This is a genomic window from Enterobacter cloacae complex sp. P1B (genome assembly GCF_014982345.1).
In the GTDB taxonomy this organism is placed as follows: domain Bacteria; phylum Pseudomonadota; class Gammaproteobacteria; order Enterobacterales; family Enterobacteriaceae; genus Enterobacter; species Enterobacter bugandensis.
In genome coordinates this window covers 453,167-479,380 of sequence record NZ_JADCLF010000006.1, presented here as the reverse complement: position 1 = coordinate 479,380, position 26,214 = coordinate 453,167, and the positions used below count along the sequence as shown (strand labels likewise).

General features: G+C 53.8%; 24 protein-coding genes and 2 tRNA genes. 20 read left to right on the top strand and 6 right to left on the bottom strand.

Translation table 11 applies throughout. From position 1 onward, the window contains the following. Window positions 1-40 precede the first annotated feature (40 nt). On the bottom strand, window positions 41-1,012 hold the full coding sequence (gene ispB, locus INF77_RS06975; RefSeq protein WP_028014558.1) for an octaprenyl diphosphate synthase: 972 nt from the start codon (window positions 1,010-1,012) through the stop codon (window positions 41-43). Between the two features lie 257 nt (window positions 1,013-1,269). Here ispB and rplU point away from each other — a divergent pair, with 257 nt between their 5' ends. The 4 genes from rplU to cgtA all read left to right on the top strand — a co-directional run bounded on the left by rplU (window position 1,270) and on the right by cgtA (window position 4,107). After that, on the top strand, window positions 1,270-1,581 hold the full coding sequence (gene rplU, locus INF77_RS06970) for a 50S ribosomal protein L21 (protein WP_003025032.1): 312 nt from the start codon (window positions 1,270-1,272) through the stop codon (window positions 1,579-1,581). A 19-nt stretch (window positions 1,582-1,600) separates the two neighbouring features. Beyond that, window positions 1,601-1,858: a 50S ribosomal protein L27 gene (rpmA, locus tag INF77_RS06965; protein WP_004385076.1), complete on the top strand. Its 258-nt coding sequence runs from the start codon at window positions 1,601-1,603 to the stop codon at window positions 1,856-1,858. A 95-nt stretch (window positions 1,859-1,953) separates the two neighbouring features. Next, window positions 1,954-2,919 carry a DMT family transporter gene (locus INF77_RS06960; protein ID WP_028014557.1) on the top strand — a complete coding sequence of 322 codons (966 nt, stop codon included), beginning with the start codon at window positions 1,954-1,956 and terminating at the stop codon, window positions 2,917-2,919. Window positions 2,920-2,934: 15 nt separating this feature from the next. After that, a complete protein-coding gene (gene cgtA, locus INF77_RS06955) occupies window positions 2,935-4,107 on the top strand; it encodes an Obg family GTPase CgtA (RefSeq protein WP_014885381.1) in 1,173 nt (390 codons plus the stop codon). Window positions 4,108-4,140: 33 nt separating this feature from the next. Here cgtA and pmrB read toward each other — a convergent pair whose 3' ends face one another. The 3 genes from pmrB to dacB are packed head-to-tail and all read right to left on the bottom strand — an operon-like array spanning window position 4,141 to window position 7,279. Continuing rightward, complete coding sequence (pmrB, locus tag INF77_RS06950; RefSeq protein WP_063155275.1) at window positions 4,141-5,184, bottom strand: two-component system sensor histidine kinase PmrB; 1,044 nt, start codon at window positions 5,182-5,184, stop codon at window positions 4,141-4,143. Continuing rightward, a complete protein-coding gene (pmrA, locus tag INF77_RS06945) occupies window positions 5,181-5,843 on the bottom strand; it encodes a two-component system response regulator PmrA (RefSeq protein ID WP_028014555.1) in 663 nt (220 codons plus the stop codon). The genes pmrB and pmrA overlap by 4 nt, the downstream gene beginning before the upstream one ends. Window positions 5,844-5,845: 2 nt before the next feature. Then, window positions 5,846-7,279, bottom strand: a complete 1,434-nt coding sequence (dacB, locus tag INF77_RS06940; protein ID WP_028014554.1) for a serine-type D-Ala-D-Ala carboxypeptidase — start codon at window positions 7,277-7,279, stop codon at window positions 5,846-5,848. Between the two features lie 228 nt (window positions 7,280-7,507). On the opposite strand from dacB, the gene greA reads away from it, so the two are divergent. Beyond that, on the top strand, window positions 7,508-7,984 hold the full coding sequence (gene greA, locus INF77_RS06935; RefSeq protein ID WP_006812122.1) for a transcription elongation factor GreA: 477 nt from the start codon (window positions 7,508-7,510) through the stop codon (window positions 7,982-7,984). A 152-nt stretch (window positions 7,985-8,136) separates the two neighbouring features. Here the strand turns inward: greA and yhbY are convergent, their stop codons facing one another. Next, window positions 8,137-8,430: a ribosome assembly RNA-binding protein YhbY gene (gene yhbY / locus INF77_RS06930; RefSeq protein ID WP_003861814.1), complete on the bottom strand. Its 294-nt coding sequence runs from the start codon at window positions 8,428-8,430 to the stop codon at window positions 8,137-8,139. Window positions 8,431-8,557: 127 nt separating this feature from the next. On the opposite strand from yhbY, the gene rlmE reads away from it, so the two are divergent. The 6 genes from rlmE (at window position 8,558) to INF77_RS06900 (ending at window position 14,150) form a co-directional block, all read left to right on the top strand. Next, window positions 8,558-9,184, top strand: coding sequence for a 23S rRNA (uridine(2552)-2'-O)-methyltransferase RlmE (rlmE, locus tag INF77_RS06925; protein ID WP_003861812.1), 627 nt, complete (start codon window positions 8,558-8,560; stop codon window positions 9,182-9,184). 102 nt (window positions 9,185-9,286) lie between these two features. After that, window positions 9,287-11,221, top strand: a complete 1,935-nt coding sequence (gene ftsH, locus INF77_RS06920) for an ATP-dependent zinc metalloprotease FtsH (protein ID WP_013098921.1) — start codon at window positions 9,287-9,289, stop codon at window positions 11,219-11,221. Window positions 11,222-11,319: 98 nt separating this feature from the next. Then, a complete protein-coding gene (gene folP / locus INF77_RS06915; protein WP_014885377.1) occupies window positions 11,320-12,168 on the top strand; it encodes a dihydropteroate synthase in 849 nt (282 codons plus the stop codon). Next, window positions 12,161-13,498 (top strand): phosphoglucosamine mutase, encoded by a 1,338-nt coding sequence (gene glmM, locus INF77_RS06910; protein WP_047367055.1) that lies wholly within the window; start codon window positions 12,161-12,163, stop codon window positions 13,496-13,498. The genes folP and glmM overlap by 8 nt, the downstream gene beginning before the upstream one ends. Before the next feature lie 223 nt (window positions 13,499-13,721). After that, complete coding sequence (gene secG / locus INF77_RS06905; RefSeq protein ID WP_003861803.1) at window positions 13,722-14,054, top strand: preprotein translocase subunit SecG; 333 nt, start codon at window positions 13,722-13,724, stop codon at window positions 14,052-14,054. A gap of 9 nt (window positions 14,055-14,063) precedes the next feature. Beyond that, a tRNA-Leu gene (locus INF77_RS06900) sits at window positions 14,064-14,150 on the top strand. Between the two features lie 148 nt (window positions 14,151-14,298). Here the strand turns inward: INF77_RS06900 and argG are convergent. Further along, the gene (gene argG, locus INF77_RS06895; RefSeq protein ID WP_028014551.1) at window positions 14,299-15,645 is read right to left on the bottom strand and encodes an argininosuccinate synthase; all 1,347 of its coding nucleotides are present in this window, start codon (window positions 15,643-15,645) and stop codon (window positions 14,299-14,301) included. Window positions 15,646-15,932: 287 nt separating this feature from the next. Here argG and INF77_RS06890 point away from each other — a divergent pair. From INF77_RS06890 to nlpI, 9 genes are all read left to right on the top strand, one after another. Further along, window positions 15,933-16,009 (top strand) — tRNA-Met (locus INF77_RS06890). Between the two features lie 207 nt (window positions 16,010-16,216). Then, window positions 16,217-16,669, top strand: a complete 453-nt coding sequence (rimP, locus tag INF77_RS06885; protein WP_014833432.1) for a ribosome maturation factor RimP — start codon at window positions 16,217-16,219, stop codon at window positions 16,667-16,669. A 28-nt stretch (window positions 16,670-16,697) separates the two neighbouring features. Next, complete coding sequence (nusA, locus tag INF77_RS06880; RefSeq protein ID WP_014885374.1) at window positions 16,698-18,200, top strand: transcription termination factor NusA; 1,503 nt, start codon at window positions 16,698-16,700, stop codon at window positions 18,198-18,200. 24 nt (window positions 18,201-18,224) lie between these two features. Next, window positions 18,225-20,912 carry a translation initiation factor IF-2 gene (infB, locus tag INF77_RS06875; protein WP_041907885.1) on the top strand — a complete coding sequence of 896 codons (2,688 nt, stop codon included), beginning with the start codon at window positions 18,225-18,227 and terminating at the stop codon, window positions 20,910-20,912. 101 nt (window positions 20,913-21,013) lie between these two features. After that, window positions 21,014-21,418 (top strand): 30S ribosome-binding factor RbfA, encoded by a 405-nt coding sequence (rbfA, locus tag INF77_RS06870; RefSeq protein WP_041907887.1) that lies wholly within the window; start codon window positions 21,014-21,016, stop codon window positions 21,416-21,418. After that, window positions 21,418-22,368, top strand: coding sequence for a tRNA pseudouridine(55) synthase TruB (gene truB, locus INF77_RS06865; RefSeq protein WP_028014548.1), 951 nt, complete (start codon window positions 21,418-21,420; stop codon window positions 22,366-22,368). Before rbfA ends, truB begins: the two co-directional genes overlap by 1 nt. A 154-nt stretch (window positions 22,369-22,522) precedes the next feature. Beyond that, window positions 22,523-22,792, top strand: a complete 270-nt coding sequence (gene rpsO / locus INF77_RS06860; RefSeq protein ID WP_003861789.1) for a 30S ribosomal protein S15 — start codon at window positions 22,523-22,525, stop codon at window positions 22,790-22,792. Window positions 22,793-23,034: 242 nt separating this feature from the next. Beyond that, window positions 23,035-25,173, top strand: a complete 2,139-nt coding sequence (gene pnp / locus INF77_RS06855; protein ID WP_028014547.1) for a polyribonucleotide nucleotidyltransferase — start codon at window positions 23,035-23,037, stop codon at window positions 25,171-25,173. A gap of 108 nt (window positions 25,174-25,281) precedes the next feature. Further along, on the top strand, window positions 25,282-26,166 hold the full coding sequence (gene nlpI / locus INF77_RS06850; RefSeq protein WP_028014546.1) for a lipoprotein NlpI: 885 nt from the start codon (window positions 25,282-25,284) through the stop codon (window positions 26,164-26,166). The last annotated feature ends 48 nt before the right edge of the window (window positions 26,167-26,214 follow it).

Genomic DNA, 26,214 nt, shown 5'->3' with positions numbered 1-26,214 from the left:
TGAACCTCCCCGCGATGGATACGGGGAGGTGGGGGCAAGATTAACGGTCGCGTTGAACAGCGATGTGGGCAAGACCAATCAGGGCATCGCGCCATGGGCTGTCTGGAATAACCTGGAGAGCTTCGATGGCTTTGTCAGCCTCTTCTTCAGCGCGCTGGCGGGTCCATTCCAGCGAGCCGCAGATGGCCATCGTTTCCAGTACAGGTTCCAGAAGATGGCGACCATTTCCCTGTTCGATCGCCTCACGGATCATTTTCGCCTGGTCGGCCGTTCCGTTACGCATCGCGTGAAGCAGCGGCAGGGTCGGTTTGCCTTCGTTCAGGTCATCGCCAACGTTTTTGCCGAGCGTTTCGCCGTCCGCGCTGTAGTCCAGCAAATCATCAATCAGCTGGAAGGCAGTACCCAGGTAGCGTCCATAATCCTGCAGTCCTTTTTCCTGCGCCTCGGAACAGCCAGCCAGGATGCCGGAACACTGGGCGGCCGCTTCAAACAGGCGCGCTGTTTTGCTGTAGATAACGCGCATGTAGTTTTCTTCGGTGATATCGGGGTCGTTGACGTTCATCAGCTGCAGCACTTCGCCTTCAGCGATGACGTTGACGGCTTCGGACATCACCTCGAGCACTTTCAGAGAGCCCAGGCTGGTCATCATCTGGAAGGCGCGGGTATAGATAAAGTCCCCGACCAGAACGCTGGCGGCGTTCCCGAAGGCAGCGTTTGCCGTGGCCTTGCCACGACGCATATCGGATTCATCCACAACATCGTCATGCAGAAGCGTCGCGGTGTGAATAAATTCGATCAGCGCGGCGATCGTCACGTGGGCATTTCCCTGATAGCCAACGGCTCTGGCAGCCAGAATGGCAATCATCGGGCGAATGCGTTTACCGCCGCCGCTGACAATGTAATAGCCCAACTGATTGATCAGCTGAACGTCAGAGTTGAGTTGCTCCAGGATTGCTGCATTTACACCCGCCATATCTTGCGCGGTTAACTCGTTGATTTTTTCTAAATTCATCGCAAAAGCCGGGCTTTTTATCCTGTTGATCCCATCTTCAATGGGGTAACGAAGGGTTTCGGTTTATCAATAGTAGTGCTGATTGTACTGAAAAAACGGCTCAGATAAACGTTACCGTACGTGTTGTGTTTTTTTTCTTCATGTATTGACGGTAGCACTTGTCAAAGGCTCGCGTTTTGCGTAATATTCGCGCCCTATTGTGAATATTTATAGCGCACTCTGATTCATACGAGGACGTGCGCGGAAGCGGAGTTTATATGTACGCGGTTTTCCAAAGTGGTGGTAAACAACACCGAGTAAGCGAAGGTCAGACCGTTCGCCTGGAAAAGCTGGACATCGCAACTGGCGAATCTGTTGAGTTCGCAGAAGTTCTGATGATCGCAAACGGTGAAGAAGTCAAAATCGGCGTTCCTTTCGTTGATGGCGGCGTTATCAAAGCTGAAGTTGTTGCACACGGTCGTGGCGAGAAAGTTAAAATCGTTAAGTTTCGTCGTCGTAAACACTACCGTAAGCAGCAGGGCCACCGTCAGTGGTTCACTGATGTGAAAATTACTGGCATCAGCGCCTAAGACCTGAGGAGAGATTTAAATGGCACATAAAAAGGCTGGCGGCTCCACACGTAACGGTCGCGATTCAGAAGCTAAACGCCTGGGCGTTAAGCGTTTCGGTGGCGAATCCGTTCTGGCGGGTAGCATCATCGTTCGTCAACGTGGTACCAAATTCCACGCTGGCAACAACGTAGGTTGCGGTCGTGACCACACTCTGTTTGCTAAAGCAGACGGTAAAGTGAAATTTGAAGTTAAAGGCCCGAACAACCGTAAATACATCAGCATCGTTGCTGAGTAAGGTTTTCTCGGTCCGGTAACGGATTAAAGCCCCGCAACGTGTTGCGGGGCTTTTTACATTGGAAACCCGGAAAATTTTCTGTAGGGAAAACGGGCATGAAGCAGCAGGCCGGCATTGGTATTCTTTTGGCGCTCACGACCGCAATGTGCTGGGGTGCGCTGCCAATTGCAATGAAGCAGGTACTGGAAGTGATGGAGCCGCCTACGGTGGTCTTTTATCGCTTCCTGATGGCAAGCATTGGTCTCGGGACCATCCTTGCAGTTAAAGGCAAGCTTCCACCGCTACGGCTCTTCCGCAAACCTCGATGGCTGGTGTTACTGGCCATTGCGACGGGCGGTCTGTTCGGTAACTTTATCCTGTTCAGCTCTTCCCTGCAGTATTTGAGCCCTACGGCGTCTCAGGTGATTGGTCAGCTTTCGCCTGTGGGCATGATGGTCGCGAGCGTGTTCATCCTCAAAGAGAAGATGCGCGGGACGCAGATTATCGGGGCAAGCATGCTGCTATGCGGCCTGGTGATGTTCTTCAACACCAGCCTGATCGAGATTTTTACCCGGCTTACGGACTACACCTGGGGCGTGATCTTCGGCGTGGGTGCAGCAACGGTCTGGGTGAGCTATGGCGTCGCGCAAAAGGTGTTATTGCGTCGCCTGGCCTCACAGCAGATCCTTTTTTTGCTGTACACTTTGTGTACAGTGGCATTATTGCCGTTAGCGAAGCCGGGCGTCATTACCCAGCTGAGCGACTGGCAACTGGCGTGCCTCATTTTTTGTGGGCTTAACACGCTGGTCGGTTATGGCGCGCTGGCGGAAGCGATGGCGCGCTGGCAGGCAGCACAGGTGAGCGCTTTGATCACGCTTACTCCGCTGTTTACGCTGTTATTTTCAGATTTGTTATCAATGGCCTGGCCCGATGTCTTCGTCAGACCGATGCTCAACCTGTTGGGCTATCTCGGTGCGTTTGTCGTGGTTGCGGGCGCGATGTATTCCGCCATTGGTCATCGTCTTTGGGGACGTTGGCGCAAAAATGAAGCGGTCGTAGTAGTCCCCCGCTCAGGCGAATGAGTTACGGAGAGTAAAATGAAGTTTGTTGATGAAGCGACGATTCTGGTCGTGGCAGGTGATGGCGGTAACGGTTGTGTCAGCTTCCGCCGTGAAAAATATATTCCTCGTGGCGGCCCTGACGGCGGTGACGGTGGCGATGGTGGTGACGTGTGGCTGGAGGCGGATGAAAACCTCAACACGCTGATCGACTACCGCTTTGAAAAATCCTTCCGCGCAGAACGCGGACAGAACGGCCAGAGCCGTGACTGTACCGGTAAACGCGGTAAAGACGTGACCATTAAGGTTCCGGTTGGTACGCGCGTTATCGATCAGGGCACCGGTGAAACCATGGGCGATATGACCAAACACGGTCAGCGCCTGATGGTCGCAAAAGGCGGCTGGCACGGTCTGGGTAACAGCCGTTTCAAATCTTCCGTTAACCGTACCCCGCGTCAGAAAACGATGGGTACCCCGGGTGATAAGCGCGACCTGCAACTTGAACTGATGCTGCTGGCTGACGTGGGCATGCTGGGTATGCCAAACGCAGGTAAATCGACCTTTATTCGCGCCGTCTCTGCGGCCAAGCCAAAAGTAGCGGACTATCCGTTTACCACGCTGGTACCAAGCCTCGGCGTTGTCCGTATGGATAACGAGAAGAGCTTTGTGGTCGCCGATATTCCGGGCCTGATTGAAGGCGCTGCGGAAGGGGCTGGCCTGGGTATTCGCTTCCTGAAGCACCTTGAGCGTTGCCGCGTACTGTTGCACCTCATCGACATCGATCCGATCGACGGTTCCGATCCGGTTGAAAACGCCCGTATCATTATCGGTGAGCTGGAAAAATACAGCGAAAAACTGGCGAGTAAGCCACGCTGGCTGGTCTTCAACAAGATCGACCTGATGGATAAAGCGGAAGCCGAAGCGAAAGCCAAAGCGATTGCCGAAGCGATGGGCTGGGAAGATAAATACTACCTTATCTCCGCGGCAAGCCAGGTTGGCGTGAAAGATCTCTGCTGGGATGTGATGACCTTCATCATCGAGAACCCTGTCGTTCAGGCTGAAGAAGCGAAACAGCCAGAAAAAGTCGAATTCATGTGGGATGACTACCACCGCCAGCAGCTCGAAGAGCTGGAAGCGGAAGAGGAAGACGACTGGGACGATGACTGGGATGAAGACGACGAAGAAGGCGTCGAGTTCATCTACAAGCACTAATATCTGTCCAAAGCCCCCATCAGGGGGCTTTTTTCATTCCAGCGTTGAGGGCAGCCAGCAGCTTGCTATCAGGCCGCCTTCAGCACCATTCTCCAGCATCAGCTTACCGTGATGAAGCTGCAGGATGCGCTGTACGATACTCAGGCCCAGGCCGCTGCCGCCGTAACGCTGATCGAGGCGACGGAACGGCTCCGTGATCGACTGTCGATGCGCTTCGTCAATACCAGGCCCCTGATCGATAACGCTGAGCTGCGTACCGCCTTCGACCGCGGTAAGCGTCACGGTAATCGTGGTGCCTGTCGGGCTGTAGCGCCCGGCATTCTCCAGCAGGTTGCGCAGCATCAGCCGCAGCAGTACCGCGTCTCCCTGAACAGTGAGCGCGCTTTTAGCAGGCCAAATCACCGTATGCTCTTTGGCTTCATGCTCAAGACCAAGAGGCGTGATAATGGTGTCCGTCCAGTTGATGGTTTCATAGTGGCCGCTCGCCATTGCCTGTCCTGCACGGGCCAGCATCAGCAGTTGCTCAACGGTGTGCATTAGCTGGTCAATACGGCTGATGAGCGTCGTGGCCTGCGTAGAGCCTGACTGGGCCATGAGCTCCAGATGGAGCCTGATTCCGGCAAGAGGCGTTCGCAGTTCATGGGCGGCGTCAGCCGTGAAGAGACGCTCCTGCTGAATGGTACTGTCCAGCCTGGCGAGTAGCTGATTGAGCGAGGTGGTAACGGCGCCGATTTCTTCCATGTCGGAATACATAGGAAGTGGGGTTAGGTTATCCGCCGAACGGTTAGCCAGGCTCACGCGCAGTTTGTTCAGCGGTCGGGTTATCCAGGTGACCGCCCAGAACGAGAAAAATAACGTAAACCCAACCATCACCAGGGAAGGAACCAGCAGCGAGGCAATCGCTTCGCGGATCTCTTTCTCGACGTGGTTGTTACGCGATTTTGCCGACAGCGTTTCGTTCACCAGAAAGCCAATCTGCTCGCGGCTTTCGTGCCACAACCAAATGACGCTTATCAGCTGGAAAAATAACAGAATGACCGCCAGCAACACCATTAATCGCCGACGCATGCTGTTCATTTCTGGCTCTCCAGGCGGTAGCCAACGCCGCGGACGGTTTTAATCCGGTCTTTGCCGAGCTTACGACGCAGGTTGTGGATGTGGACTTCCAGGGTATTTGACCCCGGATCGTCCTGCCAGGAATAGATATCCTGCTGAAGGGTTTCTCTGTGTACCGTTTGTCCGCTGCGCATGATCAGACGCGTCAGCAAGGCGAACTCTTTTGGTGTAACTTCAACGGGCTGGGACTGGCGCAATACCTGCTGGGTTTGCAGATTCAGGGTAATGTCCCCGTCGGTTAGTAAGTTATCACTATGGCCCTGATAACGGCGTATTAACGCTCGCACCCGAGCCTGAAGTTCTGCAAGCGCAAAGGGCTTCACCAGGTAATCATCGGCGCCAGCATCAAGGCCGGTAATACGATCTTCAATGGCGTCGCGTGCCGTCAGGATTAACACCGGATTGGCGATGCCCCGACGACGCCACTGGGTAAGCAGCGTCGCGCCGTCTTTGTCCGGCAAGCCCAGGTCAAGGATCACCAGGCTGTATTCGCCGCTCTGGATCAGGGCATCTGCTTCTGCCGCGGTGCCGGCACAGTCCAGGGCATAGCCTTCATTGGCGAGTCCCAGAGCCAGTCCTTCCTGTAATAACAGATCGTCTTCAACTATAAGTAGTTTCATCGCTAGTTATTCTGGTAGATGTCTTTATAAAGCCTGCTTTCGAAGCGAACCAGTGGAATACGGCGGTTGCGCTGGTCGGTCGGTTCGACGGCATAGCCGGAAAGATACTGCACGAATGCCATGCGCTGTCCGCTGGCGGTCGTGATGAACCCTGCCAGGTTATACACCCCCTGCAGTGAACCTGTTTTCGCGGAGACTTTGCCATCCACACCCGCCGCGTGAAGCCCGGCGCGGTACTGCAGCGAACCGTCGTGTCCGGCAAGCGGCAGCATTGAGATAAAGTTTAGCTCAGTGTCATGTTGTGCAATGTACTGAAGCACCTGCATCATGGTGGCCGGGGCAATCAGGTTATGACGCGATAATCCTGAACCATCAACGGCGATAGTGTTACCCAGATCGATCCCCGCCTGCTGGCGCAGGATCTGACGAACAGCGTCTGAGCCCGCGCGCCAGGTTCCCGGCACGCCGAAACGCGCGTGGCCAATCATGCGGAACACGGTGTCGGCAATCATGTTGTCAGACTTTTTCAGCATAATTCGCAGCAAATCGTGCAGCGGTGGCGACTGTTTGCTGGCAATGACCGTTCCGGGCTGGTTGACCTGCGTCTGGCGTAGCAGCGTGCCGGAGTAGGTTATTCCCGCCTGCTTCAGCTCATCCTTGAGAATCGCACCCGCATAGCTTGCGCCATCCTGAATCGCGAAGGCCAGCGGCAGGGGATCGGCGCGCTGCGTCAGGCAGCCGGTGAGGGTGTAGCGGTTAAGATCGCCAGGCACCACGTCCAGTTCGCAGTACTGGGCATCAGGGGAGCCTTTAGCCAGCGTTCGCACCTGGCTAAACATGGTCACCGGATAGTAAGATGCCACGCGAATGAACGCTAAATCATCTGGCTTGGGCGCGCTGTAAAGGGAGATCGAGAAGCAGTTGCGGTCAACAATCGCGGCGGCTGGCGGGGCGCTAAAGCACTGCGTCATGTCGTTCCACGGCCAGCCTGGTGCTTTATCGTGGCTGGCAAAAATGGAGGTATCGATCAGCACGTTGCCATCGATTTTTGTCACGCCGGATTTTTTCAACACCGCTACCATGTTGCGGATATCCTGGCGCTTAAAGGTGGGATCGCCACCGAAACGGGCGATAAGATCGCCTTTCAGTTCGCCACCGTCGACGTTACCTTTGGTTTCAAGCGTGGTGGTAAAACGGAAGTCAGGCCCGAGTTGGAGCAGGGCGGCGAGGGCAGTGATCACCTTCTGGGTACTGGCAGGCAGCGCCATCTGTTGACTGTGATAGTCAATCTCGGGAGCCTGTGCGCCAACCTTCTGCACCATCAGGGCGAGGTTCGCGCCTGCGGGGAGCTGATTAATGTACTCATCAACATTCGCGGCCTGGGCGGTGAACGTTATACTGGTAGTCAATCCGATGATAAAACTGGAAAATCGCATAATCTCGCGCTAACAACCCGAAAACAAACCGTCATACTACGGTGCATGGCACTGCAAAGTAAACGATGACCCATAGTGAACTTCGCGGTAAAATGCGTATCAAATTGAAAAATTGCTGCTGACCTGGGGCGTCGCTCCCGGGTCGGTTTTCTTTTTGCTTCTTGCCCGCTTCGGGGGGCAGGAGCAGGGAACACTGCTCCCAACAGGAATGTTTAAGAGGTATAACAAATGCAAGCTATTCCGATGACCTTACGTGGTGCCGAAAAACTGCGCGAAGAGCTGGATTTCCTGAAATCCGTGCGTCGCCCTGAAATCATCGCCGCTATCGCGGAAGCCCGTGAGCATGGCGACCTGAAAGAGAATGCTGAATACCATGCGGCGCGCGAGCAGCAGGGTTTCTGTGAAGGGCGCATTAAAGATATCGAAGCGAAACTGTCTAATGCGCAGGTTATCGATATCACCAAAATGCCTAACAACGGTCGCGTGATCTTTGGTTCTACCGTCAGCGTTCTGAACCTCGACAACGATGAAGAGCAAACCTATCGCATCGTGGGCGATGATGAAGCAGACTTTAAACAGAACCTGATTTCGGTGAACTCACCCATTGCTCGCGGCCTGATTGGCAAAGAGCAGGACGATGTTGTCACCATCCGCACCCCTGGCGGTGAAGTGGAATACGAAATTATCAAGGTTGAATACCTGTAATTCGCTTCTCTACTAAGATGTTGATACATTGTAAAGAAAAGAAAAAGGCCGCATAGCGGCCTTTTATCAACTCAAGGAGCATGGCATTTTGCTGAGCCTGCTGAAAGAAATCCCTCGTTTCACACAGAAAATGTGATTGATTCAGGATATCCTTAGCGTGGCAGCGAGATTTTACGCTCTTTAGATGGGCGATAGAGCACCAGCGTTTTACCGATGACCTGTACATTACAGGCGCCGGTTTCGCGCACGATGGCTTCCACGATCAGGTTTTTAGTGTCTCTGTCTTCAGAGGCGATTTTCACCTTGATCAGCTCGTGGTGTTCCAGCGCTTGTTCAATCTCGGCAAGCACCCCTTCGGTCAAACCATTGTTGCCAAGCATGACTACAGGCTTGAGCGGATGTGCCAGACCTTTAAGGTGCTGTTTTTGTTTAGTACTCAGATTCATCGTATATTTTTGCTTACGTTGGGATTGAAAACGGTTCATTCTACCGCCATCTCCCTTATATCGCCAAATAGCTGCGTAGAAATTTACGTCACAGGCAAGCAACGATGAACCAGGACGGAAATGTTAAATGACAGGTAAAAAGCGTTCTGCCAGTTCCAGCCGCTGGCTTCAGGAACACTTTAGCGATAAATATGTTCAACAGGCACAGAAAAAGGGGTTACGTTCCCGTGCCTGGTTTAAACTTGATGAAATACAGCAAAGTGACAAACTTTTTAAGCCGGGGATGACGGTTGTCGACCTCGGTGCGGCACCTGGCGGATGGTCCCAGTATGCGGTAACGCAGATCGGCGGAACGGGCCGAATCATCGCGTGCGATCTTTTACCAATGGATCCCATCGTTGGTGTCGACTTCCTTCAGGGCGACTTTCGTGATGAATTAGTGCTGAAAGCGTTACTTGATCGTGTTGGTGACAGTAAGGTCCAGGTTGTCATGTCGGATATGGCACCAAATATGTGCGGAACACCGGCGGTGGATATCCCCCGCGCCATGTATCTGGTGGAGCTAGCGTTAGAAATGTGTCGTGATGTACTAGCGCCTGGTGGTAGTTTTGTTGTGAAGGTGTTTCAGGGCGAAGGTTTCGAGGAGTATCTTAAGGAAATTCGCTCCCTGTTTGCGAAGGTCAAAGTTCGTAAGCCGGACTCTTCCCGGGCCCGTTCCCGTGAAGTGTATATTGTAGCGACCGGGCGAAAATGATAACCGGGAGATTTCAGACGAAAGTTTGAATGAAACTGGATATAGAGTATCCTGACGCTGTTTTTAACACAGTTGTAATATGAGGTTAATCCCTTGAGTGACATGGCGAAAAACCTAATACTCTGGCTGGTCATTGCCGTTGTGCTGATGTCAGTATTCCAGAGCTTTGGGCCCAGCGAGTCGAATGGCCGCAAGGTGGATTATTCTACCTTCCTGCAAGAGGTCAATCAGGACCAGGTTCGCGAAGCGCGTATCAACGGACGTGAGATCAACGTTACCAAGAAAGATAGTAACCGTTACACGACTTACATCCCGGTGAACGATCCTAAGCTGCTTGATAACCTTCTGACCAAAAACGTCAAAGTGGTAGGCGAGCCGCCAGAAGAACCAAGCCTGCTGGCTTCTATCTTCATTTCCTGGTTCCCGATGCTGCTTCTTATCGGCGTCTGGATCTTCTTTATGCGCCAGATGCAGGGCGGCGGTGGCAAAGGTGCCATGTCGTTCGGTAAGAGCAAGGCGCGTATGCTGACGGAAGACCAGATCAAGACCACGTTTGCTGACGTCGCCGGTTGTGACGAAGCAAAAGAAGAAGTGGGTGAACTGGTTGAATACCTGCGCGAGCCGAGCCGTTTCCAGAAACTGGGCGGTAAGATCCCGAAAGGCGTCCTGATGGTAGGCCCTCCGGGTACCGGTAAAACCCTGCTGGCGAAAGCCATCGCGGGTGAAGCGAAGGTGCCGTTCTTTACTATTTCAGGTTCTGACTTCGTTGAAATGTTCGTGGGTGTCGGTGCATCTCGTGTGCGTGACATGTTCGAGCAGGCCAAGAAGGCAGCACCGTGCATCATCTTTATCGATGAAATCGACGCCGTAGGCCGCCAGCGTGGCGCGGGCCTGGGCGGTGGTCACGATGAGCGTGAGCAGACCCTGAACCAGATGCTGGTTGAGATGGACGGCTTCGAAGGTAACGAAGGTATTATCGTTATCGCGGCGACTAACCGTCCGGACGTACTTGACCCTGCGCTGCTGCGTCCAGGCCGTTTCGACCGTCAGGTTGTTGTCGGTCTGCCGGATGTTCGTGGTCGTGAACAGATTCTGAAAGTGCACATGCGTCGCGTACCGCTGGCGCCAGATATCGACGCGGCAATCATTGCGCGCGGTACCCCGGGCTTCTCCGGTGCGGACCTGGCTAACCTGGTCAACGAAGCTGCACTGTTTGCCGCTCGCGGTAACAAGCGCGTGGTCTCCATGGTGGAGTTCGAGAAAGCGAAAGACAAAATCATGATGGGTGCGGAACGTCGCTCCATGGTGATGACGGAAGCGCAGAAAGAGTCCACGGCTTACCACGAAGCGGGTCACGCGATTATCGGTCGCCTGGTGCCGGAACACGATCCGGTACACAAGGTAACGATTATTCCGCGCGGCCGTGCGCTGGGTGTGACCTTCTTCCTGCCTGAGGGCGACGCGATCAGCGCCAGCCGTCAGAAGCTGGAAAGCCAGATTTCGACCCTGTACGGCGGTCGTCTGGCAGAAGAGATCATCTACGGTCCAGAACATGTTTCTACCGGTGCGTCGAACGACATTAAAGTGGCGACAAACCTGGCGCGTAACATGGTGACTCAATGGGGCTTCTCCGACAAACTCGGTCCGCTGCTGTATGCAGAGGAAGAGGGTGAAGTATTCCTGGGCCGCTCCGTGGCGAAAGCAAAACATATGTCCGATGAGACGGCACGTATCATCGACCAGGAAGTGAAAGCGCTGATTGAACGTAACTACGGTCGCGCGCGTCAGATCCTGAACGACAATATGGACATTCTGCATTCGATGAAAGATGCGCTCATGAAATATGAGACCATCGATGCACCGCAGATTGACGACCTGATGGCTCGCCGCGAAGTGCGTCCGCCAGCAGGCTGGGAAGACCCAGGCGCTTCCAACAATTCTGACAACAATGGTACCCCGCGCGCGCCGCGTCCGGTCGATGAACCGCGTACGCCAAACCCGGGCAACACCATGTCAGAGCAGTTGGGCGACAAGTAAGTCACTGCTGTTGAAGCGTTTGTCTGTACCCCAAACCCTGGAGCTTGCTCCGGGGTTTTTCTTTTCCGTTAAACCATACTAAAACCAGGGATTTAACCATGAAACTCTTCGCCCAGGACTCGCATCTCGATCTTTCACATCCGCACGTGATGGGGATCCTGAATGTTACCCCTGACTCCTTCTCTGACGGCGGCACGCATAACACGCTTATCGACGCGGTTAAGCACGCAAATCTAATGATCAACGCGGGTGCCACCATCATTGATGTGGGCGGTGAATCGACGCGTCCCGGCGCGGCAGATGTTTCGGTGGAAGAAGAGCTGGCGCGCGTGGTGCCGGTGGTTGAGGCAATCGCGCAACGTTTCGAGGTGTGGATCTCCGTCGACACGTCCAAACCAGAAGTGATCCGTGAAGTGGCGAGAGTGGGTGCTCACATTATTAATGATATCCGCTCGCTGACCGAACCGGGTGCGATCGAGGCCGCTGCAGAAACCGGCCTGCCGGTATGCCTGATGCACATGCAGGGGCAACCGAAAACCATGCAGGAAGCGCCGAAGTATGATGATGTCTTTGCCGACGTGAATCGCTTCTTTATTGAGCATATTGAACGCTGTGAGCGTGCAGGCATCCCAAAAGAGAAATTGCTGCTCGACCCGGGGTTCGGTTTCGGTAAAAATCTCTCACACAATTATGCGTTGCTTGCGCGCTTATCGGAATTTCATCACTTTGGTCTGCCACTGCTGGTGGGTATGTCGAGAAAGTCGATGATTGGCCAATTGCTGAATGTAGGACCGAGCGAGCGCCTGAGTGGCAGCCTGGCCTGCGCGGTAATTGCGGCGATGCAAGGCGCGCACATTATCCGTGTCCATGACGTCAAAGAAACAGTAGAAGCCATGCGTGTGGTGGAAGCCACACTGGCAGCGAAGGAAAACAAACGCTATGAGTAATCGTAAGTATTTTGGTACCGATGGTATCCGTGGGCGCGTAGGCGATGCTCCAATTACCCCTGATTTTGTTCTGAAGCTCGGCTGGGCTGCCGGCAAGGTGCTGGCGCGTCATGGCTCACGTAAGATCATTATTGGTAAAGATACCCGTATTTCGGGCTATATGCTGGAATCTGCGTTGGAAGCGGGTCTGGCAGCGGCAGGGCTTTCAGCCTCTTTTACTGGCCCAATGCCAACGCCTGCTGTTGCCTACCTTACGCGCACCTTCCGCGCGGAAGCGGGAATTGTGATTTCGGCGTCTCATAACCCGTTCTACGACAACGGCATCAAGTTCTTCTCCATTGACGGCACCAAGCTGCCGGACGAGGTGGAAGAGGCCATTGAAGCCGAAATGGAAAAAGAGATCACCTGTGTTGATTCCGCCGAGCTGGGTAAAGCGAACCGTATCGTCGATGCGGCGGGTCGTTATATCGAATTCTGCAAAGGCACCTTCCCGAACGAGCTGAGCCTGGCGCATCTTAAAATTGTGGTGGACTGTGCGAACGGTGCGACCTATCACATTGCGCCGAATGTCTTCCGCGAGCTGGGTGCGAAAGTGATCGCCATCGGCTGCGAGCCGGATGGTCTGAACATTAACGAAGAAGTCGGGGCGACGGACGTGCGCGCCCTGCAGGCGCGTGTGCTGGCGGAAAAAGCCGATCTGGGTATTGCCCTGGACGGCGACGGTGACCGCGTGATCATGGTTGACCACGAAGGTAATAAAGTCGACGGCGATCAGATCCTCTACATCATTGCCCGTGAAGGCCTGCGCCAGGGCCAGCTGCGCGGCGGCGCGGTTGGGACGCTGATGAGCAACATGGGTCTGGAGCTGGCGCTGAAACAGCTCGGTATTCCGTTCGTCCGCGCGAAGGTGGGTGACCGCTATGTGCTGGAAAAATTGCAGGAGAAGGGCTGGCGCATTGGTGCTGAGAACTCCGGCCACGTGATCCTGCTCGACAAAACCACTACCGGTGACGGCATTGTTGCTGCGCTTCAGGTGGTTGCCGCGATGGCGCGCAACCATATGAGCCTGCACGATCTGTGCAGCGGGATGAAAATGTTCCCGCAGATCCTGGTGAACGTGCGTTTCACTGCGGGTAAAGGCGACCCGCTGGAAAATGAGAACGTGAAAGCGGTGATGGCTGACGTTGAAGCGGCGCTGGGCAGCCGTGGGCGCGTGCTGCTGCGTAAGTCTGGTACCGAACCACTGATCCGCGTGATGGTGGAAGGCGAAGACGAAGCGCAGGTCACCGAATTTGCGCACCGTATTGCGGATGCCGTAAAAGCTGCATAATCTTGCATGCTAAATGTTTAAAAAGGCGGCGTTTGCCGCCTTTGTTTTAAGCAATTAATGGCTTTTTGCTGTTTTTTTCCGCAGTTGATACAATGCGTCGAAAATGCCCTTGCGAAGGTGATTCGCTTTGGTTAGTATTCACACCCGCTTCAGTGGGAAACAGAAATCCTGCTAATTGGTCGAAGCATTGGTATGCGGCAAATCCGCAAGGAACAGGTTGATTATGTACGAAGCTCTTTTAGTTATTTTCCTTATTGTAGCCATCGCTCTCGTAGCGCTGATTATGCTGCAGCAAGGTAAAGGCGCTGATATGGGAGCCTCCTTCGGAGCAGGCGCTTCCGGTACGCTGTTCGGTTCAAGTGGTTCTGCGAACTTCATGACCCGCACGACGGCGATTCTGGCTACGCTGTTCTTCATCATCAGTCTGGTGCTGGGCAATATCAACAGCAACAAGACCAGCAAAGGAAGCGAGTGGGAAAATCTGAGCGCGCCAGCCAAAACTGAGCAGACTCAGCCAGCTGCACCGGCTAAGCCAACCAGCGATATCCCGCAGTAAGTATTCCGTACCGAGGTGGTGGAATTGGTAGACACGCTACCTTGAGGTGGTAGTGCCCTAACGGGCTTGTGGGTTCGAGTCCCATCCTCGGTACCAATATTCCAGAAGAAAGACGTCGCAAGACGTCTTTTTTTTCGTCTGTAGCTTTTGCCTTTCGTAGGCCCGGTGGCGCTGCGCTTACCCGCCCTACAAAAGCCAAACAAAAAGGCGCCCATTGGGCGCCTTTTGCATGTTACATCAGCGATTACTTCTTATCGCTATTCTCCAGGTTTTCAACCTGCGGCAGGCCGTTACCGGAATTCGCGGAGAGCAGACCATTCTCAACGTAGTTGAACAGCTTCTCACGGGTATCGGTGATGTCCAGGTTACGCATGGTCAACTGACCAATACGGTCGTCCGGAGAAAACACAGACTCACCTTTTTCCATGGTCAGACGCTCGGCTTTATAGGTCAGGTTGTCCGACACGGTGTTAAGAATGGAGTAGTCGTTACCACGACGCAGTTCCAGCGTCACTTCACCGGTGATCGCGCTCGCTACCCAACGCTGCAGCGCGTCACGCAGCATCAGCGCCTGCGGATCGAACCAGCGACCCTGATACAGCAGTTTGCCCAGTTGACGACCATGAGAATGATACTGCTCGATGGTGTCTTCGTTGTGAATACCGGTCAGCAGACGCTCGTAAGCGATGTGCAGCAGCGCCATCCCTGGAGCTTCATAGATGCCGCGGCTTTTCGCTTCGATGATACGGTTTTCAATCTGATCGCTCATGCCCAGACCGTGACGACCGCCGATGCGGTTGGCTTCCAGCATCAGTTCAACGTCGTCAGAGAAGGTCTTGCCGTTCAGGGCAACCGGATGACCACGTTCGAAACGCACGGTCACTTCTTCTGCCGGGATCTTCACGCTCTCGTCCCAGAACTTCACGCCCATGATCGGGTTAACGATCTTCACGCTGGAGTTCAGGAACTCCAGGTCCTTCGCTTCGTGCGTCGCGCCCAGCATGTTGGAGTCGGTAGAGTAGGCTTTCTCAACGGACATTTTGTAGTCAAAGCCGCAGGCAATCATAAACTCAGACATCTCATGACGACCACCCAGCTCGTCGATGAAGTCGGTGTCCAGCCACGGCTTGTAGATCTGCAGCTCCGCGTTGGTCAGAAGGCCATAACGATAGAAACGTTCGATATCGTTGCCTTTATAGGTGCTGCCGTCACCCCAGATGTTTACGCCATCTTCTTTCATGGCGGCAACCAGCATGGTGCCGGTGACGGCACGACCCAGCGGGGTGGTGTTGAAATAGGTCAGGCCGCCCGTGGTGTTGTGGAACGCACCGCACTGAATAGCGGCGATACCTTCAGCAACCAGTTGCTTACGGCAGTCAATCAGTCGCGCGTTTTCTGCGCCATACTCTTTAGCGCGACGAGGAATAGCATCGTAATCGTCCTCATCCGGCTGACCCAGGTTCGCAGTATATGCATACGGAACCGCTCCCTTCTGGCGCATCCACAGCAGTGCAGCGCTGGTATCCAGGCCGCCTGAGAAAGCGATGCCAATACGTTGTCCTACCGGAAGATGCTTGAGAATCGTCGTCATAGAATAAAACCCTGCTTGATTGACTGATTAGAGACCGCTTTCGTTCTCTTGTGCATTTTTATGCAAAATAAGTGAGTATTCATTTAATCATCTTTTATCGAATACCGGAAGAGACTCATGCGTTTTTTGTAAAAAATTTGGTCTGTTCTCTCTGGCGGAAGCTGGGTTGACAGGTGGGGTCAACTATCAATATACTAAACGCCGATTTTACGTCCCGTCTTCGGTACCAAATCCCAGCATTATTTGCAAATTCTGTCCAAAACGCGTAGAATTTGCCACGTTTCAGGCGCGGGGTGGAGCAGCCTGGTAGCTCGTCGGGCTCATAACCCGAAGGTCGTCGGTTCAAATCCGGCCCCCGCAACCACTTTCCCATAAAGTTCTTTTTCAAATATACTGTGAAGACTTAGAGCCTTCGTAGCTGGATTTGAAAAAATTCTTTCGGAGAGTGCTCCAGGCCACAGTTGTGGCTATAGGGTTCAGTTATCTAAAGCCCCGATTTATCGGGGTTTTTTGTTATCTGACTACAGAATAACTGGGCTTTACGCCCTTTTTTTATGTCTTGGGGGTGGGCTTGTCCACATTAGAGCAAAAATTAACAGAGATGATTACTGCACCGGTCGAAGCACTGGGCTACGAACTGGTCGGCATCGAATTCGTTCGCGGCCGTACATCGACGCTGCGCATCTATATTGATAGTGAAGATGGCATCAATGTTGATGATTGTGCTGATGTCAGCCACCAGGTGAGTGCGGTTCTTGATGTTGAAGACCCGATTACCGTTGCGTACAACCTGGAAGTTTCCTCACCTGGCCTGGATCGCCCGATGTTCACGGCCGAGCACTATGTGCGCTTTACCGGTGAAGAAGTGGCTCTCGTTCTGCGTATGGCCGTACAGAACCGCCGTAAATGGCAGGGAATTATCAAAGCCGTTGATGGTGAAATGATCACGGTAACAGTCGAAGGCAAAGATGAAGTGTTCGCGCTGAGTAATATCCAGAAGGCGAACCTGGTTCCCCACTTTTAACAGTCTGGATTGAGGTGAAAAGCCCGCGATGAACAAAGAAATTTTGGCTGTTGTTGAAGCCGTCTCCAACGAGAAATCACTGCCGCGTGAGAAAATTTTCGAAGCGCTGGAAAGTGCACTGGCTACAGCAACCAAGAAAAAATACGAACAAGAGATCGATGTTCGCGTAGAAATCGATCGTAAAAGCGGTGACTTCGATACATTCCGTCGTTGGGTAATCGTTGAAGAAGTGACCCAGCCGACCAAAGAGATCACCCTGGAAGCGGCACGTTTTGAAGACGAAAGTCTGAACGTGGGTGACTACGTTGAAGATCAGATTGAATCTGTGACCTTCGACCGTATCACCACCCAGACCGCTAAGCAGGTTATCGTGCAGAAAGTGCGCGAAGCCGAGCGCGCGCTGGTTGTCGATCAGTTCCGCGATCAGGAAGGCGAAATCATCACTGGCGTGGTGAAGAAAGTGAACCGTGACAACATCTCTCTGGAAATTAAATCCGAAGGGATGCCGGGCAACGCTGAAGCCGTGATCCTGCGTGAAGACATGCTGCCGCGTGAAAACTTCCGCCCGGGCGACCGTATACGTGGTGTTCTGTACGCCGTGCGCCCTGAAGCGCGTGGTGCACAGCTGTTCGTGACCCGTTCTAAACCAGAAATGCTGGTTGAACTGTTCCGCATCGAAGTGCCGGAAATCGGCGAAGAAGTTATTGAGATCAAAGCAGCAGCTCGCGATCCAGGCTCTCGTGCGAAAATTGCGGTGAAAACCAACGACAAGCGTATCGACCCGGTCGGTGCTTGCGTCGGTATGCGCGGTGCGCGCGTTCAGGCGGTTTCTACCGAACTGGGCGGCGAGCGTATTGATATCGTTCTGTGGGACGACAACCCGGCGCAGTTCGTGATCAACGCAATGGCTCCGGCTGATGTCGCGTCTATCGTTGTTGACGAAGACAAACACACCATGGATATCGCTGTTGAAGCGGGCAACCTGGCGCAGGCGATTGGCCGTAACGGTCAGAACGTACGCCTGGCGTCACAGCTGAGCGGCTGGGAACTCAACGTCATGACCGTTGATGACCTGCAGGCTAAGCATCAGGCTGAAGCCCATGCGGCGATCGATACCTTCACCAAATACCTCGACATTGACGAAGACTTCGCCACTGTTCTGGTAGAAGAAGGTTTCTCTACGCTGGAAGAACTGGCCTATGTGCCAATGAAAGAGCTGCTGGAAATTGACGGTCTGGATGAGCCAACCGTTGAAGCCCTGCGTGAACGCGCTAAAAACGCACTGACCACCCTGGCACTGGCTCAGGAAGAAAGCCTTGGCGATAAGAAGCCGGCTGATGACCTGCTGAATCTGGAAGGTCTTGATCGTGCGATTGCGTTCAAGCTGGCTGCCCGTGGTGTTTGTACGCTGGAAGATCTCGCTGAGCAAGGCGTTGATGACCTGGCCGATATCGAAGGTTTAACCGACGAGAAAGCCGGCGAACTCATCATGGCCGCACGTAATATTTGCTGGTTCGGCGACGAAGCGTAATAAACTGTAGCAGGAAGGAACAGCATGACTGATGTAACTGTAAAATCGCTGGCTGCTGAGATTCAGACCTCCGTGGACCGCCTGGTACAGCAATTTGCTGATGCAGGGATCCCGAAGTCCGCTGATGACTCGGTGACCGCGCAAGAAAAACAAACCTTGTTAACGCACCTGAACCGCGAACACGGTTCTACGCCTGACAAGTTAACGCTGCAGCGCAAAACGCGCAGCACGTTAAACATTCCTGGTACCGGTGGCAAAAGCAAATCGGTACAAATTGAAGTCCGCAAGACGCGCACCTTTGTAAAACGTGATCCGCAAGAGGCAGAACGCCTTGCCGCGGAAGAGCAGGCACAGCGTGAAGCGGAAGAACAAGCTCAGCGTGAGGCGGAAGCAGCCGCCAAACGTGAAGCAGAATTAAAAGCTGAACGTGAGGCCGCAGAAAAAGCGAAACGCGACGCCAGTGATAAAGTGAAGCGTGACGCTGCGGAAAAAGACAAAGTGAGCAATCAACAGACAGACGAAATGACCAAAACCGCCCAGGCTGAAAAAGCCCGCCGTGAAAATGAAGCTGCCGAGCTGAAGCGTAAAGCGGAAGAAGAAGCCCGCCGTAAGCTGGAAGAAGAAGCTCGCCGCGTCGCTGAAGAAGCGCGCCGTATGGCAGAAGAAAACGAGAAGAATGGCGTGAATACCGCTGAACCGACTGAAGACACCAGCGACTATCACGTGACCACTTCTCAGCATGCGCGTCAGGCTGAAGATGATAACGACCGTGAAGTAGAAGGCGGCCGTGGCCGTGGTCGTAATGCAAAAGCCGCGCGTCCGGCTAAGAAAGGTAACAAACACGCTGAATCTAAAGCTGATCGCGAAGAAGCTCGTGCAGCGGTTCGCGGTGGTAAAGGCGGTAAGCGTAAAGGTTCTTCTCTGCAGCAGGGCTTCCAGAAGCCAGCTCAGGCGGTTAACCGTGACGTCGTGATTGGCGAAACCATCACCGTTGGCGATCTGGCGAATAAGATGGCGGTTAAAGGCTCTCAGGTCATCAAAGCGATGATGAAGCTGGGCGCAATGGCGACCATCAACCAGGTTATCGACCAGGAAACCGCACAGCTGGTTGCCGAAGAGATGGGCCACAAAGTTATCCTGCGTCGTGAAAACGAGCTGGAAGAAGCAGTAATGAGCGACCGTGACACTGGCGCTGCGGCTGAACCGCGTGCACCGGTTGTGACCATCATGGGTCACGTTGACCACGGTAAAACCTCTCTGCTCGACTACATTCGTTCTACGAAAGTTGCCTCCGGCGAAGCGGGTGGTATTACCCAGCACATCGGTGCTTACCACGTAGAAACCGAAAACGGCATGATCACCTTCCTGGATACCCCAGGCCACGCAGCGTTCACCTCAATGCGTGCTCGTGGTGCTCAGGCTACGGATATCGTTGTACTGGTTGTTGCAGCAGACGATGGCGTTATGCCACAGACCATTGAAGCTATCCAGCACGCGAAAGCGGCGCAGGTGCCTCTGGTTGTTGCGGTCAACAAAATCGATAAGCCAGAAGCCGATCTGGACCGCGTGAAGAACGAACTGTCTCAGTACGGTGTTATGCCGGAAGAGTGGGGCGGCGAAGCGCAGTTCATCCCTGTATCTGCAAAAGCGGGTACTGGTATCGACGACCTGCTGAACGCTATTCTGCTTCAGGCCGAAGTTCTGGAGCTGAAAGCCGTTCGTAAAGGTATGGCGAGCGGTGCGGTAATCGAATCCTTCCTGGATAAAGGTCGTGGTCCGGTTGCAACGGTTCTGGTTCGCGAAGGTACGCTGAACAAGGGCGACATCGTTCTGTGTGGCTTCGAATACGGCCGCGTTCGTGCGATGCGTAACGAACTGGGTCAGGAAGTGCTGGAAGCAGGTCCGTCCATTCCAGTGGAAATCCTGGGTCTGTCCGGTGTTCCGGCTGCCGGTGATGAAGTGACCGTTGTGCGTGACGAGAAGAAAGCGCGTGAAGTGGCACTGTATCGTCAGGGCAAATTCCGTGAAGTTAAGCTGGCGCGTCAGCAGAAATCTAAACTTGAAAACATGTTTGCGAACATGGCTGAAGGCGAAGTGCACGAAGTGAACGTCGTTCTGAAAGCGGACGTTCAGGGTTCTGTGGAAGCGATCTCCGACTCCTTGCTGAAACTGTCTACCGACGAAGTGAAAGTGAAGATCATCGGTTCTGGCGTAGGTGGTATCACCGAAACCGACGCAACCCTGGCTGCGGCATCCAACGCTATCCTGGTTGGCTTCAACGTGCGTGCTGATGCATCTGCTCGCCGCGTGATCGAAGCGGAAAGCCTGGATCTGCGCTACTACTCCGTCATCTATAACCTGATCGACGAAGTGAAAGCCGCGATGAGCGGTATGCTGTCTCCTGAGCTGAAACAGCAGATCATCGGTCTGGCTGAAGTGCGTGACGTGTTCAAATCACCGAAATTCGGTGCGATTGCGGGCTGTATGGTTACCGAAGGTACCATCAAGCGTCACAACCCAATCCGCGTACTGCGTGACAACGTGGTTATCTACGAAGGCGAGCTGGAATCCCTGCGCCGCTTCAAAGATGACGTTAACGAAGTCCGTAACGGCATGGAATGTGGTATCGGCGTTAAGAACTACAACGACGTTCGCGTTGGCGATATGATCGAAGTGTTCGAAATCATCGAGATCCAACGCAGCATCGACTAATCCTTAGGGATAAGTCCATATGTAGGCCGGGATCGCCTCGTGCCACCCGGCAATAATTTTAAAAGGGGCTTTTAGCCCCTTTTTTGTCTGGAGAATTTATTATGGCGAAAGAATTTGGTCGCCCACAGCGCGTGGCGCAGGAGATGCAGAAAGAGATCGCACTCATCCTGCAACGCGAAATCAAAGACCCGCGTATCGGTATGATGACCACCGTCTCTGGCGTGGAAATGTCTCGTGACCTGGCCTATGCCAAAGTGTTCGTGACCTTCCTGAACGATCAGGACGAAGCGGCGGTGAAGAACGGCATTAAAGCACTGCAGGAAGCCTCTGGTTTCATCCGCTCTCTGCTCGGCAAAGCGATGCGCCTGCGTATTGTTCCCGAGCTGACCTTCTTCTACGACAACTCGCTGGTCGAAGGTATGCGCATGTCCAACCTGGTGACCAGCGTGGTGAAACATGACGACGAACGTCGTGTTAACCCGACGGACGACAGCAAGGAGGACTGATGAGTCGTCCTCGTCGTCGCGGTCGCGACGTGCATGGCGTGCTGCTGCTGGATAAACCGCAAGGTGCATCCAGTAACGATGTGCTGCAAAAAGTGAAGCGTATTTATAACGCTAACCGTGCGGGCCACACCGGCGCACTGGATCCGCTGGCGACCGGCATGCTGCCGATTTGCCTGGGTGAAGCGACAAAGTTTTCCCAGTATCTGCTCGATTCCGATAAACGCTACCGCGTTATCGCTAAACTTGGCCAGCGTACGGATACCTCCGACGCGGATGGTCAGGTGGTGGAAGAGCGCCCGGTAACCTTCAGCGCCGAACAGCTTGATGCGGCCCTGGAGAGCTTCCGCGGAGACACGATGCAGGTGCCGTCGATGTATTCGGCGCTGAAATATCAGGGCAAGAAGCTCTACGAATATGCCCGCCAGGGAATTGACGTCCCGCGCGAAGCGCGTCCGATAACCGTGTATGAGCTGCTGTTCATTCGCCACGAAGGTGACGAGTTGGAGCTGGAAGTCCACTGTTCGAAAGGGACCTATATTCGCACCATCATCGACGACCTGGGTGAAAAGCTGGGCTGCGGAGCGCATGTGATTTATCTGCGTCGTCTGGCGGTCAGTAAATATCCGGTAGAACGCATGGTGACGCTTGAGCAGCTGCGCGCGCTGGCTGAGCAGGCACAAGCGCAGGGAGTGGAACCAGCAGATTTGCTGGATCCACTGCTGATGCCAATGGACAGTCCGGCAGCGGACTTCCCGATCGTTAATCTTCCTTTAACATCGTCCGTTTACTTTAAGAACGGAAACCCGGTTCGTACGACGGATGCGCCGCTGGATGGACTGGTACGCGTGACGGAAGGTGACGAAGGGAAATTCATCGGTATGGGCGAAATGGACGGTGAAGGGCGCGTTGCGCCGCGTCGTCTGGTCGTCGAATATCCGGTCGACGCGTGACGGTGATTACGCCTCACCTTGCGATAAGCAGGGGAGACGAGTAGAATATCGCCGCTTAACGCCCGGTAAATTGTTTAACAATCTGCGGGGCGTACATGGGGTCGCTGAATTAGAGATCGGCACCCTTACATTTTTTATACTTTGGAGTTTGAAAATGTCTCTAAGCGTTGAAGCTAAAGCTAAAATCGTTTCTGAGTTTGGTCGTGGTACTAACGACAGCGGTTCTACCGAAGTTCAGGTTGCACTGCTGACTGCACAGATTAACCACCTGCAGGGTCACTTTGCAGAGCACAAAAAAGATCACCACAGCCGTCGTGGTCTGCTGCGCATGGTTTCTCAGCGTCGTAAACTGCTCGACTACCTGAAGCGTAAAGATGTTGCACGCTACACCGCGCTGATCGAGCGTCTGGGTCTGCGTCGCTAAGTCTTGCGAGTTTCAGAAAAGGGGGCCTGATGGCCCCTTTTTTCAACCAGACGGCAGCAATTCAATGGAAACTATTGTATTGTTGCTATAAATGATCTTCATTGCAGAGGTTCGCGCGGCTAATGAGAGGCTTCACCCATGGGGGTGTCGGTTGTCATTAGTCGCGAGGATGCGAAGAAGGTCGGGTTAAATCGACAGCACGCCGGCGGTGTGCTGTCATACATTTAAGAAAGGATAGAATTTTGCTGAATCCGATCGTTCGTAAATTCCAGTATGGTCAACATACCGTCACGCTGGAAACCGGCATGATGGCACGCCAGGCGACTGCTGCCGTTATGGTAAGCATGGATGACACCGCGGTATTCGTGACCGTTGTGGGCCAGAAAAAAGCTAAACCAGGTCAGGACTTCTTCCCGCTGACCGTTAACTACCAGGAGCGTACCTACGCTGCCGGCAAAATCCCGGGTGGCTTCTTCCGTCGTGAAGGCCGTCCAAGCGAAGGCGAAACCCTGATCGCGCGTCTGATTGACCGCCCGGTTCGTCCGCTGTTCCCGGAAGGCTTCGTTAACGAAGTGCAGGTTATTGCGACCGTTGTTTCCGTTAACCCACAGGTTAACCCGGACATCGTTGCGATGATCGGTGCCTCCGCTGCCCTGTCACTGTCTGGTATTCCATTCAATGGCCCAATCGGTGCCGCGCGCGTCGGTTACATCAACGACCAGTACGTGCTGAACCCAACTCAGGAAGAGCTGAAAGAAAGTAAGCTGGACCTGGTTGTTGCCGGTACTGAAGCGGCTGTGCTGATGGTTGAATCCGAAGCTGAACTGCTGAGCGAAGACCAGATGCTGGGCGCTGTGGTGTTCGGTCACGAGCAGCAGCAGATTGTTATCCAGAACATCAACGACCTGGTGAAAGAAGCCGGTAAGCCACGTTGGGACTGGCAGCCAGAAGCAGCAAACGATGCGCTGAACGCACGCGTTGCGGCACTGGCAGAATCTCGTCTGAGCGACGCTTACCGCATCACCGACAAACAGGAGCGTTACGCTCAGGTTGACGCGATCAAATCTGAAGTAACCGCGACCCTGGTTGCCGAAGACGAAACGCTGGACGCTAACGAAATTGGCGAAATTCTGCACGCTATCGAGAAAAACGTTGTTCGTAGCCGCGTACTGGCAGGCGAGCCGCGTATCGATGGCCGTGAAAAAGACATGATTCGTGGTCTGGACGTACGCACTGGCGTACTGCCGCGTACTCACGGTTCTGCGCTGTTCACCCGTGGTGAAACGCAGGCGCTGGTTACCGCAACCCTGGGTACCGCACGTGACGCGCAGATCATCGACGAACTGATGGGCGAGCGTACTGACAACTTCCTGTTCCACTACAACTTCCCTCCGTACTCTGTGGGCGAAACCGGTATGGTTGGCTCACCGAAGCGTCGTGAAATTGGTCACGGTCGTCTGGCGAAGCGCGGCGTGCTGGCAGTGATGCCGGAAGCTGACAAATTCCCGTACACCGTTCGCGTGGTTTCTGAAATCACCGAATCCAACGGTTCTTCTTCCATGGCTTCCGTATGTGGTGCTTCTCTGGCGCTGATGGATGCAGGCGTGCCGATCAAAGCCGCCGTTGCGGGTATCGCAATGGGTCTGGTGAAAGAAGGCGACAACTTCGTTGTTCTGTCTGACATTCTGGGTGACGAAGACCACCTGGGCGATATGGACTTCAAAGTAGCGGGTTCCCGCGACGGTATCTCTGCCCTGCAGATGGATATCAAAATTGAAGGTATCACCAAGGAGATCATGCAGGTTGCTCTGAACCAGGCTAAAGGTGCGCGTCTGCACATCCTGGGCGTGATGGAACAGGCTATCAACGCGCCACGCGGTGATATCTCTGAATTCGCTCCGCGTATTCACACCATCAAGATCAATCCAGACAAGATCAAAGATGTTATCGGTAAGGGCGGTTCTGTTATCCGCGCGCTGACCGAAGAGACCGGCACCACCATCGAAATCGAAGATGACGGTACTGTGAAGATCGCAGCAACCGACGGCGAGAAAGCGAAATTCGCTATCCGTCGCATCGAAGAAATCACTGCTGAAATCGAAGTGGGCCGCGTCTACGCGGGTAAAGTGACCCGTATCGTTGACTTTGGTGCGTTCGTTGCCATCGGTGGCGGTAAAGAAGGTCTGGTTCACATCTCTCAGATCGCTGACAAGCGCGTTGAGAAAGTGACCGATTACCTGCAGATGGGTCAGGAAGTGCCGGTTAAGGTTCTGGAAGTTGACCGTCAGGGCCGTATCCGTCTGAGCATTAAAGAAGCAACCGAGCAGTCTCAACCTGCTGCGGCACCGGAAGCTCCGGCTGCTGAACAGCAAGGCGAGTAAGTTGCCATTTGCCCTCCGCTTTGCGGAGGGCCTGTTATCAGGCAGGACGCCTTGTTAAGCCGCCGGGGGACAGGACGTTCATCCAATAGTTGTCTTCGGGAGTGGGAAATGAAGCCTTTTTTGCGCTGGTGTTTCGTTGCGACAGCTTTAACGCTGGCAGGATGCAGCAACTCTGCCTGGCGTAAGAGCGAAGTCCTCGCAGTGCCATTGCAACCGACTTTGCAGCAGGAAGTGATTCTGGCACGCATGGAACAAATACTTGCCAGTCGGGCTTTAACCGATGACGAACGCGCACAGCTTTTATATGAGCGCGGAGTGTTGTATGATAGTCTCGGTCTGAGGGCATTAGCGCGAAATGATTTTTCACAAGCGCTGGCTATCCGACCTGATATGCCTGAAGTATTCAATTACTTAGGCATTTATTTAACGCAGGCAGGCAATTTTGATGCTGCCTATGAAGCGTTTGATTCTGTACTTGAGCTTGATCCAACTTACAACTACGCGCACTTGAATCGCGGTATCGCATTGTATTACGGCGGTCGTGATAAGTTAGCGCAAGATGATCTGCTGGCGTTTTATCAAGACGATCCTAATGATCCTTTCCGTAGCCTGTGGCTTTACATCGTTGAGCGGAAGCTCGATGAGAAGCAGGCAAAAGAAGCACTACAACAGCGCTTCGAGAAATCGGATAAGGAACAGTGGGGATGGAACATTGTCGAGTTCTACCTGGGCAACATTAGCGAAGCAACGCTGATGGAACGCCTCAAGGCGGACGCAACGGATAACACCTCGCTCGCTGAGCATCTCAGTGAAACCAACTTCTATTTAGGTAAGTACTACCTAAGTCTGGGGGATATGGACAGCGCTACGGCACTGTTCAAATTAGCGGTTGCTAACAACGTACATAACTTCGTTGAGCACCGTTATGCATTGTTGGAATTATCGCTCTTGGGCCAGGAGCAAGACGACCTGGCAGAATCGGACCAGCAATAGCTGACGACATAAACATCAGCCCGTAATCTTTTGATTGCCATCACCTTC

Bases quoted from the DNA above. Each gene is read 5' to 3' on its own strand.
- nlpI (WP_028014546.1), top strand. From the start codon at position 25,282: ATGAAGCCTTTTTTGCGCTGGTGTTTCGTTGCGACAGCTTTAACGCTG.
- argG (WP_028014551.1), bottom strand. From the start codon at position 15,645: ATGACGACGATTCTCAAGCATCTTCCGGTAGGACAACGTATTGGCATC.
- greA (WP_006812122.1), top strand. From the start codon at position 7,508: ATGCAAGCTATTCCGATGACCTTACGTGGTGCCGAAAAACTGCGCGAA.
- ispB (WP_028014558.1), bottom strand. From the start codon at position 1,012: ATGAATTTAGAAAAAATCAACGAGTTAACCGCGCAAGATATGGCGGGT.
- nusA (WP_014885374.1), top strand. From the start codon at position 16,698: ATGAACAAAGAAATTTTGGCTGTTGTTGAAGCCGTCTCCAACGAGAAA.
- rpmA (WP_004385076.1), top strand. From the start codon at position 1,601: ATGGCACATAAAAAGGCTGGCGGCTCCACACGTAACGGTCGCGATTCA.
- rbfA (WP_041907887.1), top strand. From the start codon at position 21,014: ATGGCGAAAGAATTTGGTCGCCCACAGCGCGTGGCGCAGGAGATGCAG.
- truB (WP_028014548.1), top strand. From the start codon at position 21,418: ATGAGTCGTCCTCGTCGTCGCGGTCGCGACGTGCATGGCGTGCTGCTG.
- cgtA (WP_014885381.1), top strand. From the start codon at position 2,935: ATGAAGTTTGTTGATGAAGCGACGATTCTGGTCGTGGCAGGTGATGGC.
- glmM (WP_047367055.1), top strand. From the start codon at position 12,161: ATGAGTAATCGTAAGTATTTTGGTACCGATGGTATCCGTGGGCGCGTA.
- ftsH (WP_013098921.1), top strand. From the start codon at position 9,287: ATGGCGAAAAACCTAATACTCTGGCTGGTCATTGCCGTTGTGCTGATG.
- INF77_RS06960 (WP_028014557.1), top strand. From the start codon at position 1,954: ATGAAGCAGCAGGCCGGCATTGGTATTCTTTTGGCGCTCACGACCGCA.
- rlmE (WP_003861812.1), top strand. From the start codon at position 8,558: ATGACAGGTAAAAAGCGTTCTGCCAGTTCCAGCCGCTGGCTTCAGGAA.
- rplU (WP_003025032.1), top strand. From the start codon at position 1,270: ATGTACGCGGTTTTCCAAAGTGGTGGTAAACAACACCGAGTAAGCGAA.
- folP (WP_014885377.1), top strand. From the start codon at position 11,320: ATGAAACTCTTCGCCCAGGACTCGCATCTCGATCTTTCACATCCGCAC.
- yhbY (WP_003861814.1), bottom strand. From the start codon at position 8,430: ATGAATCTGAGTACTAAACAAAAACAGCACCTTAAAGGTCTGGCACAT.
- rpsO (WP_003861789.1), top strand. From the start codon at position 22,523: ATGTCTCTAAGCGTTGAAGCTAAAGCTAAAATCGTTTCTGAGTTTGGT.
- pmrB (WP_063155275.1), bottom strand. From the start codon at position 5,184: ATGAACAGCATGCGTCGGCGATTAATGGTGTTGCTGGCGGTCATTCTG.
- dacB (WP_028014554.1), bottom strand. From the start codon at position 7,279: ATGCGATTTTCCAGTTTTATCATCGGATTGACTACCAGTATAACGTTC.
- pmrA (WP_028014555.1), bottom strand. From the start codon at position 5,843: ATGAAACTACTTATAGTTGAAGACGATCTGTTATTACAGGAAGGACTG.
- infB (WP_041907885.1), top strand. From the start codon at position 18,225: ATGACTGATGTAACTGTAAAATCGCTGGCTGCTGAGATTCAGACCTCC.
- secG (WP_003861803.1), top strand. From the start codon at position 13,722: ATGTACGAAGCTCTTTTAGTTATTTTCCTTATTGTAGCCATCGCTCTC.